The sequence below is a fragment of the Paraburkholderia mimosarum LMG 23256 = NBRC 106338 genome, from assembly GCF_000739815.1.
Taxonomy (GTDB): Bacteria; Pseudomonadota; Gammaproteobacteria; order Burkholderiales; family Burkholderiaceae; genus Paraburkholderia; species Paraburkholderia mimosarum.
The window spans coordinates 16,173-29,763 of sequence record NZ_BBJJ01000037.1 but is presented as its reverse complement, the minus strand read 5'-3'; the positions used below and the strand labels follow the sequence as shown (position 1 = coordinate 29,763).

Here is a 13,591-nt window from a genome sequence, read left to right as displayed (position 1 = left end):
GCTTGCGTAACAGTTTGTCAGCGAATATGTCGGCGGGGTTGCCGCCAACCCATCCCCGCTCAATAAGCGACCGTTGCGATCTGACGAATGAAGCGCCCCTGCTCGAGCTCGTCGACGAAGGCAATCGCGTAATCCTCGGCTGAAATGCGGCTCTCGCCCTTCGCATCGGCGATCAGCGCGCCGGCGCCGGTGCGGAATGCGCCCTTGCGTTCACCGGGTGCAATGATCGCTGCCGGCGCAAAGAACGTCCAGTCGATGTCGGTGACGGTGCGGTAGTAGCCGAGCGCCTCGCGGTGCGCGAGCGCGATCGCCTTGTAGGCGTCGGGGAAGCCGTCGGCATCGACGAGCTGCTTGCCAGGCGCGACTTCCAGCGAGCCCGCGCCACCCACCACCACGAGGCGCTTGAGTCCCGCCGCGCGCACGCCTTCCACGAGTGCGCGGCTCGCGGCCAGCAGATCGCCGAGGTTCTCCCCCGGCGGAGCGTAGGCGCTCGCAACCACGTCATGGCCGCGCACTGCGGCGCCGACGCTCGCCGCGTCGAGCACATCGGCCTTCGCGGCGTGGATGTTCGGTTCCGCTGCGACGCGCTCCGGCTGGCGCACCAGCGCGCTCACCTGGTGCCCGCGGCGTGCCGCTTCGGCGGCAATGCGCGAACCGACCATGCCGGTTGCGCCAAAGAGTGCGATTTTCAGTGACTTGCTCATGAATTGACTCCTGTTGTCCGTGTTGAGGCCATCAAATTGTAACCATAATAGTTACATTTTAGGGTCGAAAAAACGGGGCTCTGCCCCGGGGATGCATGTTGCATACGTCGTCAGCAACACGTCTTTTTAGCGCGCTTGCGGCTCACGCACGCCGCGCTCGCGTTCGTTCGAGCTTGCGCTCGCTGCGCACCATGTCGTCGACCACGTCCGCGAGCGTGCGCGTGGCAAGCGACGCCTCCATCGCGCGCTGCGCGTCGTCGATCACGCCGCGCAGCGTCTGCTGGATATGCCGCCCGACCATGCAGTCCGGATTCGGCTCCTCGCGGTGCATGGCGAACAACTGCGCATCGTCTACCGCGCGGTAGACGTCGAGCAGCGTGATCGCCTGCGGCTCGCGCGCCAGCAGCGCGCCGCCGCCCGCCCCCAGTTGCGACGCCGTGAGACCCGCGCTGGCGAGCATCGACAACAACCGGCGGATCAGCGCGGGATTCGTGTTCACACTGCCCGCAATGATCTCCGACGACAGCGGCACACCCTCCTGCTGCGAGAGCAACGCGAGCACGTGAACGGCGAACGCAAAACGGCTACTCGTATTCACGGCGAACCTGCCACGTCTGAACGGCGCGAATGTCCCAAAGCCAGCGCGCCAAAAAGTGTAATCATCTTAATTACATTAATTCGCGACGTCAACCCGCGGGGACTGGCAAGCCCACCTGGGACATCCGCCAGCGCGCCTCGGCTTCGCGTCACTGAGATGCATCCGATGCCGGCTGTGGCGCCGATGCGGCCGCTGTGGCGTTGCTCGCCCACCGCTGCAGCGAATGCCCCGCGCTCGTCAAGCCCGTGCCGGTGGCCGCGGCGGCTTGCCCGAGCAACGCATGCGCCGCGCTCGCCGCGCCACGCAACTGCGCTTGCGCCGACGAAGCCAGCTCGGCCGTGGACGCGCTCGCCGCCACGCCTTGCGAGGCCACCGAATCGAGTTTCTGTTGCGCCGCGCCGAGCTGCTGGTTCACATAGCTCGCCGCCTTGTCGAGCGATTGCGCGGCCTGCTGCGCGGCCTGTTTGGCGGCATCCTGCGTGGCCTGCTTCATGGCGTCGGCAGACTGCTTGCTCAAGTCGGGCGCGGACGCATCGTGCTTGTTGCAGCCCGCCGCGAGCGCCGCGCAGACGATCAAGGGTGCAAGCGCGAGCCGTTGTGGGGAAACCTTCGAAACCATGGTCATCCTGAGAAGTTCGCCGCGTGAAGCGGCTTGCATAGATGAAAACGCGGCAATGATACGCCGTCGCGCCATACCCGTTCTGACGAAATCAGCGAAAAGCCCGCGCGTTCGAAAACGGGCCGCGACAGCGCGCTCGCGTCGGCGCTCAGCACGCTCGAGCGCGCCGCGCGCGCGAGCGCTTCGAGCCGCGCGAGCAACGCCGTCGCGAGGCCGCGGCGCGACCACGCCGGCGCCACGTAGAGCATCTCGACGTGATCGAGCGGAAAGAGCTGCCCGAACGCGACAGCCGCGGCACCACATTGCGCGACGATCGTCGCGCCGCGGGCGAGCCGCGCGTCGAAATCCGCGAGATCCTCGGCGGCCGCGGCCCAGGCCGCGCGCTGCGCCGTATCGTAGTGCGAGGCAGCGAGCAGGGTCACGGACGCGCGAAACAGGGCGGCCAGCGCAGCCGCGTCGCGGCCCGGCGCGTAGCGCCGCCAGTCGATGGATGCCCGCGCGTCGCCCGCACCGGCATGCTTTGCAAAATCGTCAAACATGTTGGAGTAGACTGCGTTGACGCACGATCCGTTCCACCGTCCACTCCCGGAGACACCCGATGGCCGTCAAGAAGATCCTGTTCCTCACCGGCGATTTCGCCGAAGACTATGAAACGATGGTGCCCTTCCAGGCGCTGCAGGCCGTCGGCCACCGCGTCGACGCCGTGTGCCCCGGCAAGAAGGCCGGCGAGCGCGTGAAAACTGCGATCCACGACTTCGAAGGCGATCAGACCTATACCGAAAAGCCCGGCCACCAGTTCGCACTCAACGCGACCTTCGACGAAATCGACGTGGCCAGCTACGACGCGCTCGCCATCGCCGGAGGCCGCGCCCCCGAATACCTGCGCCTCAATCCCAAGGTCATCGATCTGGTGCGTCACTTCGCAGAGGCGAACAAGCCCATTGCGGCCATTTGCCATGCCGCGCAACTGCTCGCTGCGGCCGAGGTGATACGTGGCAAGCGCATCTCCGCCTATCCGGCCTGCGCGCCCGAGGTGCGGCTTGCGGGCGGCGAATACGCCGACATCGCGATCGACAGCGCCGTGACCGATGCGCCGTTCGTCACGGCGCCCGCGTGGCCCGCCCATCCCGAGTGGCTGCGGCAATTCCTCGCGCTGCTCGGTACGCGCATCGAACCGTGAGCGAACGCTGATGCACTGACGCGTGCGCCTGTCTTGCACGAGGCACCGCGCGCGGAGTTGTCGAGTCGGAATGGTCTGATTTCAATGCACTCCGCCGCTGGCCAGAATAACGGCCAGTTATGCGGAGTGCGTGTCGTGAATCTAACTGACTGGCTAGTGATACTCGCGATCGCCTTGGCGGCGATCCTCTTTTTCTGCTCGCGCGGCAGGCGCAAAGGCAGTTTGACCGACCGCACGCGCCATGCACACGGCACGCGCCTTCTCCTCCAGGCAGCGTTTGCATTGTGGGCCGCGCTGGTCATGCTCGATCGCAGCTTCGTCACGCCGCTCGGCGTGGCGTTCGGTCACGCCGTCAGCGCTCACACGATGCTGGCCACCGCGCTGGCGCTCGCGGCCATGGGCGGCATCTGGTCGTTTCGCGCAAGCCGCCTGCTCAAGCCGCGGCGGATTTTTGGCGCCTGCTGAACGCGAATCACGCGCGCCTTGCGCCGCTTGTTCACCGGGGTGCTTGCCGCGCTGCGGCGGTCGCGAGCCATAGCAAACGCGCGAGCACGCTCATCGATCAAGCGCCGGTGGGTGGTCTCAAGGGCGTCGCAGGCAGCGCCCGGCGATCGTTTCGAACACTGCCTTTCCCTCCGCCCGCTCCTTCGCTCGAGCCAGATCCAGCCGACCCACCCGTCGCCCCTTGCGGGCGCTCCGCGCGCTCCAGCGCGCTGATGATCTGTTCCGCGTCGCCGGGCAAAGGCGGCGCGGACGCAAGCGCGTCGGGCAGCGATAGATAGAACGTCGTGCCCTCGCCTTCCGTCGATTCCACCCAAACACGTCCGCCGTGCCGCTCCACCACACGGCGCACGAGCGCGAGCCCGATGCCCTCGCCCGGCGCCACGTTGCCGTGCATGCGCTGGAACGCCTGAAAGAGCCGCGGCAAGCCCACCTCGGGAATGCCGAGCCCGTTATCGCGCACATAGAAGATCTGTAGCGACTCGACGCCGGGCGGCGCGCTCGCCGTGCCGATCTCGACGCGGCCGTCGCGCGCCGGGTCGAGATAGTTCAGCGCGTTGCCGATCAGGTTCGCAAACACCTGCTCGAGCGCAGTCGGGTCACCCCATACGTCGGGCAGCGGATGCACGTTCACCTGCGCGCCGCGCGCGCGGATCGAGCCGTGCATGGCGTCGACCACACGCTGCACCAGTTCCTGCACGCTCACGCGCTGGCGCTGGTACTCCACGCGCCCCACGCGTGCGAGCCGCAAAAGCGCGTCGATGATGTGCGATGCGCGCAACACCGCCGTCTGCAGATAGCGCAGCGCTTCGCCGATGTCCTCGTCGATGGTCCGCTCGATACGGTCGCGCGCCTCGGGGCCGAGCGAAGAACTCGCGAGGCGCTCGCGCAGGTCGTCGCAAGCGTGTTCGAGCTCGCGCGAAAAGCCCTGGAGGTTCACGAGCGGCGCGCGCAAATCGTGCGATACGCCGTGGATGAACATCTCGTTTTCCTGGGTCTGCTGACGCAGCGTTTCGTTGATGCGCGCGAGCTGGTCGGCACGCCGCGCGAGGTCGGCCTGAAACCCGAGGCGCAGCCTCTCCGCTTCGATCAGGCGCTGACTGATCTGGTGCAGCGTCAGATCGAGTTCGGCGATCTCGTCGTTGCCCGCCGTGAGCGGCGCGAGCGGCTCGTTCGCGGCAAGCCGGTTCGCATTGTCGGAAAGCGTATCGAGCCGCCCGCGCACACCGCGCGTGAACACCCAGACGGACAGCGCGACCAGCAAGATCGAGCCGATCACGGCGGTCATCGCGAGGGTTTGCTGCTGGGCGCGCGCGGCTTCGGCCGCTGAAACACGCATCACGTCGAGGCGGCGTTCTTCGGTCTGGAACGAAACGATCTGCGCGCGCACGCGGTCCAGGACGTCCGCGGCCATGAGCGCGCGAAAGCGATCGGCGAGATCGGCGCGGCGGCCCGATCGCAGCAGATCCTGCACACGGTCGGACCACTGGCGATAATTCTGCACGGCGTGGCGCATCTGCCCAGCGCGCTCGACCTGCGAGGGGTTGTCGGAAACGAGATCGACGAGGCTGTCGATGCGCCGATCGACGTCCATCCACAGGGAAACGGGCGTGGCGTAGGTGGTGTCGTTGGCGGCCACGGCGCCGCGCAGCTTGACGGACTCCACCAGCACCGGCTCCAGCACGCGCGAAGCCTGGGCGAGCACGGCCTGGCTGTGCTGGCCCCAGCGCTCGGCGTCGGCGGCGTCAGCCTGTGCCTTCACAATGGCCGACAGCAAGCTCAATTCGAAGACGGCGGGAATCGCGATCAGCAGAAGGCCTTTGGTCGTGAGGCGCATTGCGTGGCGGGTACGGGGCGACCGGACGCGCGTAAGGTGAGGGTCCGGCCATTATGTCGGCGTTTGCGCCCCATGTGCGCCCGCTTCGCGAAACCTGGCGCCATGCGTGGAATTTGCGCCACGCCGCTGGACGAAAACACGCGCGGGACTTTGTCCGGCAATACGCCGCGCAAATATTTCGATCACCCAACAACTCGCTGATTCAGAAAGCAAAATCGAATTTATCGCCCTGTCGTGGAGCGCGGTTTCACCATAGTTGCGCGCAACGCACGCAGGGCGCCACGCTGTGGTGCACGGGATTTGGAACGCCGACATGCCGTTCACCGGCTCAGTGCTTCAGAGTGTCCGCCCGCTTCCCGCTTCGGTGCAAGGCCGCACCGGTTTAACCGTCGTACCGCACTGCGTTCACCAATTTGGCGCCGAAGCTGGCCCATATCTTGCTGACAATGCGCCCATTTTGGGCAAACTGGGCAAGCAGATGGACACTCTCAAAACCGGCACCGATACGCTGTTTCTGCTGCTAGGCGCCGCCATGGTGCTCGCGATGCATGCGGGGTTCGCGTTTCTCGAACTCGGCACCGTGCGCAAGAAGAACCAGGTCAACGCACTCGTGAAGATCCTCGTCGACTTCTCCATTTCGACGATCGCCTACTTCTTCATCGGCTATACGCTCGCCTACGGCGTGCAGTTCTTCTCGCATGCCGACGTGCTCGCCGAGCACAACGGCTATCAGCTCGTGCGCTTCTTCTTCCTGCTCACCTTCGCGGCGGCGATTCCGGCCATCGTGTCGGGGGGCATTGCGGAGCGCTCGAAGTTCAATCCGCAACTCTTCGCGACCTTCGTGATCGTCGGTTTCATCTATCCGTTTTTCGAGGGCATGGTGTGGAACAACCGCCTCGGTTTCGAAGACGCCATGACGCACGTCTTCGGCGTGCCGTTCCATGACTTCGCGGGCTCCGTGGTCGTGCACGCGTTCGGCGGCTGGATCGCGCTGCCCGCGGTGCTGCTGCTCGGGCCGCGCCACGGCCGCTACACGCGCGACGGGCGCATCGCCGCGCATCCGCCTTCGAACATTCCATTTCTCGCGCTCGGCGCGTGGGTGCTCGCGGTGGGCTGGTTCGGCTTCAACGTGATGAGCGCCCAGACCATCGACAAGATCAGCGGCCTCGTTGCCGTCAATTCGCTGATGGCGATGGTGGGCGGCACGCTCGCCGCCTGGTTCGCGGGCCGCAACGATCCTGGCTTCACGTACAACGGGCCGCTCGCGGGCCTCGTGGCCGTGTGCGCGGGCTCGGACATCATGCATCCGCTCGGCGCGCTCGTGACGGGCGCCGTGGCCGGCGCGCTGTTCGTCTACATGTTCACCTGCGTGCAGAACCGCTGGCGCATCGACGACGTGCTCGGCGTGTGGCCGCTGCACGGCCTGTGCGGCGCGTGGGGCGGCATTGCCGCTGGCATCTTCGGCGCGCGCTGGCTCGGCGGCATCGGCGGCGTTTCGCTCGGCGCGCAGATCGTCGGCACGATTGCGGGCATCGTGATCGCCTTCCTGGGAGGACTCGTGGTCTACGGCGTCCTGCGCAAGTTCGTTGGACTGCGCGTGGATCGCGAGCAGGAATTCAACGGCACCGACCTCTCGATCCACAAGATCACGGCCACGCCGGAACGCGAAACGGTTGCCTGACCCCGCGCGCAGCGCTGGGGCCGCCCGGCACCCGCGCTGCGACGCATCGACGGCTCGTCAAAGCTGCCCCATTCCGCCAGCGACGATCACCTCGGTACCGATCATGAAAGCCGACTCGGCCGCGCTCAGATGCAGCACGGTCGAGGCAATTTCCTCGGGCGTCGCGAAGCGCTTGAGCGGCACCAGCGCGCGGATCGACTCCTCGGCTGCCGCGAGCGCGGCCGCGTCCATGCCGAACTTGTTGTAGAGCGGCGTCTTCACGGGCCCCGGGCTCACCACGTTCACGCGGATGCCGCGCGGCAGCAGCTCGGCGGAGAGCGTCTTCGCCAACGAGATCAGCGCGGCCTTGCTCGCTGCATAGACCGACGAAGTGGGCATGCCGATATGCGCGTTGATCGAGCCGTTGAGCACGATGGCCGCACCGTCGTTGAGCACCGGCAGCAGCGACTGGATCTGGAAATACGCGCCCTTGACGTTGGTGTCGAACGTGACGTCCCAGAGCGCTTCGTCCACCTGCTCGAACGGCGCGAGCTTCGCCACGCCCGCATTGATGAAGACGGCGTCGAGCCGCAGACCCGCGTCGCGCACGGCGGCGGCGAGTTCGCGCGCGCCGCTGACCGAGGACGCGTCGTTGCGCCAGGCGTGCGCATCGGGCCCGAGTGCGCGCCTGGCGGCTTCGAGCCCAGCCTCATCGCGGCCGGTGACGATCACGCGCGCCCCTTCGGCTGCGTAGGCTTGCGCGGCGGCGAGGCCGATCCCGCTGGAGCCGCCGGTGACGAGGGCAGTCTTGTTTGCGAAGCGGTTCATGACATTCTCCTTGAAGGGGGATCGTCTCGATCGGTGACGGTGATGCCATCTTGCCTGCCGGCACGCGGACTGCCGCACGACTCGCCTGCCGCGAACCTTCGAGCGCTTCGAACGTTTGGGCTGTGCTGAATGCCCCGCCTCGGTCACGACAACGCTATCGCTGGGGCAATCACGAGATGGTACGGCAGAAACGGGGTGGGAGTCGGGACACGTGACACGGCTTGTCTCACGCGGGGGATTGCTGGATGCGCCGCTCCCCGATCGGCCCGTTGCGGGCACAAAAAAAAAGCGCCACGTTTGCACGTGGCGCCTTAAAAGTTCTAGCCATTCCGAGGGCCGTGCTAGAACCTGAGAGCCGGTATTCGGGCGGCTCGGCGCGCCTTCGGAAAAAATTACGCAGCGTATGCGCAAAACTTTGCGCAATCTATGCGTATTGCATACCCGAGAGCGCATTAAAACCCGCAAATTGCGGGTTGAGATCGCAGCGCCGAAAGTGGCTCCCATTTTTTACCTACGTGCTGACTAAGTCAAGCAAAATCTCGCCAAAATACGCGAATCATCAAGCATCTGACATCCGCTGCAGGTATCAATCTGCTCAAGTGTCCGGTGGTTTTTTCGGGCAACATCGTCCTCCGCAGCCGCGCGCGACCGTTCCTCACACGGCTTGCAAAGCACCGCGCAGTCGCCGGCGAAACCGGCGGCGCTTTGCGCCTGCAGCGCGCCTGACAGCGCTCCTTACGAAAATCCCGAAACGGCGGTTACACCCGTAACGTCTCGAAAGAATCGGCACTGGACTCTGATGAACGGGGCAACGTAGCATCATGCTTTTCGGCGGCAGGGCCTTGCGCGCCGCGCCGGCCTTGCCGGCTGGCCACGGGCTGCGGGTCCACGAACCGCCACGCCGGCCAACGTCCGCACCGCCAGCCAGCCGCCACTGTAGCCACCCATGGGCGCGGCATTCGGGGCTGCCCCGCTGCGGCACCTGACAATCTCGCCTGAGTGCGACATACGTCGTGGCATCGGCGCACGCGCCACGCGCCCGCTGCGCCGCCTCCGTGCGCCTCGCTGCCTGCAACACGTAGTCGGCTCCCCCGGGAGCCTTCGAGAACCCGTTACCGAACTGACCGATGGATCAACACAAGCGCCCCGATTCCCCCCGTCGAGAAACGCCGCCGCAGTCTTCCGCTCAGTCTTCCGCTCCGTCCCCTGCCTCCGACAGCCCATCCGCTCCCGTCGCCGCAAGGCGAGGCAAGGGCAAATTCATCGCGCTCGGCGTGGTCATCGTGATCGCCGGTCTCGTGCTCGCACGCTGGCAACCGTGGAACAAGGCGCTCTCGGGCGGCAACGCCGCGCCCGCGGAGGGCGCGCGCGCGCATCGCGGAGGTCCGGGCGCGATGGCCAACTTGCCGCAGCCGGTCAGCGTGGCCACGGCCAGGGCCGGCGACATGCCCATCGTCATCACCGCGCTCGGCACGGTCACACCGCTCGCCGGCGTCACGGTGCGCACGCAACTATCGGGCACGCTGCAGAGCGTCTACTTCGAAGAAGGCCAGATGGTGAAAAAGGGCGACGTGCTCGCGCAGATCGACCCGCGCCCCTACCAGATCTCGCTCGCCAACGCCGAAGGCCAGCTCGCGCGTGACCAGGCGCTGCTCGCCACGGCACGCCTCGACCTCAAGCGCTACCAGACGCTGCTCTCGCAGGACTCCATCGCGAGCCAGCAGGTCGACACGCAGGCGTCGCTCGTCAGGCAGTACGAGGGCACCGTCAAGTCGGACCAGGCCAACGTCGACACCTACAAGCTCGACCTCACCTATGCGCGCATCACGGCGCCCGTGTCGGGCCGCGTGGGCCTGCGACAGGTCGATCCGGGCAACTACGTCACGCCCAGCGACACGAACGGCATCGTCGTGCTCACGCAGATCGAGCCGATCAGCGTGGTCTTCACGACGTCGGAGGACAACCTGCCCTCCATCACGAAGCAGTTGCGCGCAGGCAATAAGATGCCGGTCACGGCCTACGACCGCAGCAACACCACGATGCTGGAACGCGGCTCGCTCGATACCCTCGACAACCAGATCGACACGACGACCGGCACGGTCAAGCTGCGCGCGAGCTTCGTGAACCACGAGCAAGCGCTCTTCCCGAACCAGTTCGTCAATGCGCGTCTGCTAGTCGATACGATCCACGATGCTGTGATCGTGCCCACGTCGGCCGTGCTCAATGGCTCGCAGGGGCAGTACGTCTATGTCGCGAAGCCCGATAACACGGTGAGCGTGCGGCTCGTGAAGGTCGGGCTGGTCGACGCCGAACGCACCAGCATCGCGTCGGGCCTCGGCGTAGGCGAGCGCGTGGTCACCGACGGCTCCGACCGTCTGCGCGAAGGCGCGAAGATCTCGATTCCCGCCGAGCACCCGCAGCACGCCACGGGAGCATCGGGTGCATCGGCGGCGAAAGGCGCGTCGTGGGCCGGCGCGGCCTCGGGCGCGCGCCATGGTCACCGTCACGCTGCGCAGACGCAAGCCCAGTAAGCCAGCATGAATCCCTCCCGCGCCTTTATCCTGCGGCCCGTCGGCACGGCGCTGCTCATGGCGGCGATCATGCTGGTCGGCCTCGTCTCGCTGCGCTTTCTGCCGCTTTCCGCCCTGCCCGAAGTCGATTACCCGACCATCCAGGTGCAGACTTTCTATCCGGGCGCGAGCCCGGACGTGATGACGTCTTCCGTGACGGCGCCCCTCGAGCGCCAGTTCGGGCAGATGCCGTCGCTCAACCAGATGTCGTCGCAAAGCTCGGCGGGCTCTTCGGTCATCACGCTGCAGTTCAGCCTCGACCTGCCGCTCGACGTGGCCGAACAGGAAGTGCAGGCCGCCATCAACGCGGCCGGCAACCTGCTGCCCTCGGACCTGCCCGCGCCGCCGATCTACGCCAAGGTCAACCCCGCCGACGCGCCGATCCTCACGCTCGCGATCACCTCGAAAACGCTGCCGCTCACGCAGATCCAGGATCTCGCCGATACCCGCCTCGCGCAGAAGATCTCGCAGGTGGCGGGCGTGGGTCTCGTGAGCCTCTCGGGCGGCCAGCGCCCCGCCGTGCGCATTCAGGCGAACCCGCGCGCGCTCGCGGCCTACGGCCTGAACCTCGACGACTTGCGCACGAGCATCTCGAACCTGAACGTCAACACGCCGAAGGGCAATTTCGACGGCCCCACGCGCGCTTACACGATCAACGCGAACGACCAGCTGACCGACGCCGACGCGTACAAGAGCGCCGTCATCGCTTACCGCAACGGCCGCCCCGTCATGCTCACCGATGTCGCGAACATCGTGCAGGGCGCGGAGAACACCAGGCTCGGCGCGTGGGCGAACGGCACGCCCGCGATCATCCTGAACGTGCAGCGCCAGCCGGGGGCGAACGTCATCCAGGTGGTGGACAGCATCAAGGCGCTGCTGCCGCGATTGCAGGAAGCGCTGCCCTCCTCGCTCGACGTGCAGATCGTCACCGACCGCACCACGACGATCCGCGCCTCCGTGCGCGACGTGCAGTTCGAGCTCTTGATGTCGGTGGTGCTCGTCGTGCTGGTGATGTACCTGTTCCTCGCAAACATCTACGCCACGATCATTCCGAGCCTTTCGGTGCCGCTCTCGCTCATCGGCACGCTCGCCGTCATGTACCTGTGCGGTTTCTCGCTCGACAATCTCTCGCTCATGGCGCTCACCATCGCGACCGGCTTCGTCGTGGACGACGCCATCGTCATGATCGAGAACATCGCGCGCTACGTGGAGGACGGCGACACGCCGCTCGAAGCCGCGCTCAAGGGTTCGAAGCAGATCGGCTTCACGATCATCTCGCTAACGGTGTCGCTCATTGCCGTGCTGATCCCGCTGCTCTTCATGGGCGACGTGGTCGGCCGCCTCTTCCATGAATTCGCCATCACGCTCGCGGTGACGATCGTGATCTCGGCCATCGTCTCGCTCACGCTCGTACCGATGATGTGCGCGAAGATGCTGCGCCACACGCCGCCGCCCGAAAGCCATCGCTTCGAGGCGCGCGTGCACGCGTTCTTCGACTACGTGATCGGCCGTTACGGCGTGGCGCTCGAATGGGTGCTCGCGCGCCAGCGCCTCACGATGATCGTGTTCCTCACCACGCTCGTGCTCACCGGCATGCTCTACGTGATCGTGCCCAAGGGCTTCTTCCCCGTGCAGGACACGGGCGTGATCCAGGCCATCACGCAAATGCCGCAGTCGGTCTCGTATGCGTCGATGGCGCAACGCCAGCAGGCGCTCGCCGCCGGGATCCTGAAGAACGAGAACGTCGAGAGTCTCACCTCGTTCATCGGCGTGGACGGCACCAACATCACGCTCAATAGCGGGCGCATGCTCATCAACCTGAAGCCGCGCGACGACCGCAGCGAAACGGCGAGCGAGATCATCCGCGAGCTGCAAAAGAGCGTGGCCCATGTGCCCGGCGCGACGCTATACATGCAGCCTGTGCAGGATCTGACGATCGACTCGACGGTGAGCCCCACGCAGTACCAGTTCATGCTCACCACCCCCAACATCCAGGACTTCACGATCTGGGTGCCGAAGCTCGTGCAACGCCTGCAGCAACTGCCCGAACTCGCCGATGTCGCGACCGACCTGCAGGACCAGGGCAGCTCCGTGTACGTCGAGATCGACCGCGCGAGCGCGGCGCGCTATGGCATCACGCCCGCGACCGTCGACAACGCGCTTTACGACGCCTATGGCCAGCGCATCATCTCGACGATCTTCACGCAGTCGAACCAGTACCGCGTGATTCTCGAAGCGGACCCGGTCATGCAGCACTACACCGACGCACTGAATTCGATCTATCTGCCCTCTGCCACCTCGACCACGGGCCAGGTGCCGCTCTCCGCCATCGCGAAGTTCCACGAGCGCCCGGCACCGCTGCTCGTCTCGCACCTCTCGCAGTTCCCGGCCACGACGGTCTCGTTCAATCTCGCGCCGGGCTCGTCGCTCGGTGCGGCGGTCAAGGCGATCCAGCAGGCGGAAAAGGACATCGGCCTGCCGGCCTCGTTCCAGACGCGCTTCCAGGGCGCGGCGCTCGCGTTCCAGGCGTCGCTCGCCAACGAGCTGTTCCTGATCCTCGCGGCCATCGTCACGATGTATATCGTGCTCGGCGTGCTCTACGAGAGCTTCGTGCATCCCGTCACGATTCTCTCGACCCTGCCCTCGGCCGGAATCGGCGCGCTGCTCGCGCTCCTCATGACCGGGCACGATCTCGACATCATCGGCATCATCGGCATCGTGCTGCTCATCGGCATCGTGAAGAAGAACGCGATCATGATGATCGACTTCGCGCTCGAAGCCGAGCGTCAGGAAGGCAAGCCGCCGCGCGAGGCGATCTACCAGGCGTGCCTGCTGCGCTTCCGGCCGATCATGATGACGACGATGGCGGCGCTGCTGGGCGCCTTGCCGCTGATTCTCGGCTACGGCGCGGGCAGCGAGCTGCGGCGTCCGCTCGGCATCGCGATCGCGGGCGGCCTGATCGTGAGCCAGGCGCTCACGCTCTTCACGACGCCCGTGATCTACCTCGTGTTCGATCGCCTCGCGCAGCGTCTGCGCGAGCGCTTCGGCGGCAGCTCGCACCGCGCGCCGAACTCGTCCACGCAGAGCTGACGCG

General features: G+C 66.2%; 11 protein-coding genes. 5 read left to right on the top strand and 6 right to left on the bottom strand.

The genetic code is table 11. The annotated features are described in order from the left end of the window. Positions 1–59: 59 nt before the first annotated feature. The 4 genes from BMI01S_RS23865 to BMI01S_RS23850 form a co-directional block, all read right to left on the bottom strand. Complete coding sequence (locus BMI01S_RS23865; RefSeq protein ID WP_028212148.1) at positions 60–704, bottom strand: NAD(P)-dependent oxidoreductase; 645 nt, start codon at positions 702–704, stop codon at positions 60–62. A gap of 142 nt (positions 705–846) precedes the next feature. After that, the gene (locus BMI01S_RS23860; RefSeq protein WP_028212147.1) at positions 847–1,302 is read right to left on the bottom strand and encodes an Rrf2 family transcriptional regulator; all 456 of its coding nucleotides are present in this window, start codon (positions 1,300–1,302) and stop codon (positions 847–849) included. 148 nt (positions 1,303–1,450) lie between these two features. Then, on the bottom strand, positions 1,451–1,927 hold the full coding sequence (locus tag BMI01S_RS23855) for a hypothetical protein (RefSeq protein WP_244145348.1): 477 nt from the start codon (positions 1,925–1,927) through the stop codon (positions 1,451–1,453). Beyond that, entirely contained in the window at positions 1,924–2,460 is a 537-nt protein-coding gene (locus BMI01S_RS23850) for a GNAT family N-acetyltransferase (protein WP_081723392.1), read from the bottom strand. Before BMI01S_RS23850 ends, BMI01S_RS23855 begins: the two co-directional genes overlap by 4 nt. A 59-nt stretch (positions 2,461–2,519) precedes the next feature. Here BMI01S_RS23850 and BMI01S_RS23845 point away from each other — a divergent pair, with 59 nt between their 5' ends. Continuing rightward, positions 2,520–3,101: a DJ-1/PfpI family protein gene (locus BMI01S_RS23845; protein WP_028230760.1), complete on the top strand. Its 582-nt coding sequence runs from the start codon at positions 2,520–2,522 to the stop codon at positions 3,099–3,101. 135 nt (positions 3,102–3,236) lie between these two features. Further along, entirely contained in the window at positions 3,237–3,566 is a 330-nt protein-coding gene (locus BMI01S_RS23840; RefSeq protein ID WP_028212144.1) for a hypothetical protein, read from the top strand. 97 nt (positions 3,567–3,663) lie between these two features. On the opposite strand, the gene BMI01S_RS23835 is transcribed toward BMI01S_RS23840, so the two are convergent. Continuing rightward, positions 3,664–5,439: a sensor histidine kinase gene (locus BMI01S_RS23835; RefSeq protein WP_042290800.1), complete on the bottom strand. Its 1,776-nt coding sequence runs from the start codon at positions 5,437–5,439 to the stop codon at positions 3,664–3,666. Between the two features lie 478 nt (positions 5,440–5,917). Here BMI01S_RS23835 and BMI01S_RS23830 point away from each other — a divergent pair, with 478 nt between their 5' ends. Continuing rightward, positions 5,918–7,120 carry an ammonium transporter gene (locus BMI01S_RS23830; protein WP_028212143.1) on the top strand — a complete coding sequence of 401 codons (1,203 nt, stop codon included), beginning with the start codon at positions 5,918–5,920 and terminating at the stop codon, positions 7,118–7,120. A 57-nt stretch (positions 7,121–7,177) separates the two neighbouring features. Here BMI01S_RS23830 and BMI01S_RS23825 read toward each other — a convergent pair whose 3' ends face one another. Further along, the gene (locus BMI01S_RS23825; RefSeq protein WP_028230761.1) at positions 7,178–7,927 is read right to left on the bottom strand and encodes an SDR family oxidoreductase; all 750 of its coding nucleotides are present in this window, start codon (positions 7,925–7,927) and stop codon (positions 7,178–7,180) included. 1,127 nt (positions 7,928–9,054) lie between these two features. Here BMI01S_RS23825 and BMI01S_RS23820 point away from each other — a divergent pair. After that, on the top strand, positions 9,055–10,458 hold the full coding sequence (locus BMI01S_RS23820) for an MdtA/MuxA family multidrug efflux RND transporter periplasmic adaptor subunit (RefSeq protein ID WP_028230762.1): 1,404 nt from the start codon (positions 9,055–9,057) through the stop codon (positions 10,456–10,458). A gap of 6 nt (positions 10,459–10,464) precedes the next feature. Next, a complete protein-coding gene (locus BMI01S_RS23815; protein ID WP_028230763.1) occupies positions 10,465–13,587 on the top strand; it encodes an MdtB/MuxB family multidrug efflux RND transporter permease subunit in 3,123 nt (1,040 codons plus the stop codon). Positions 13,588–13,591 lie beyond the last annotated feature (4 nt).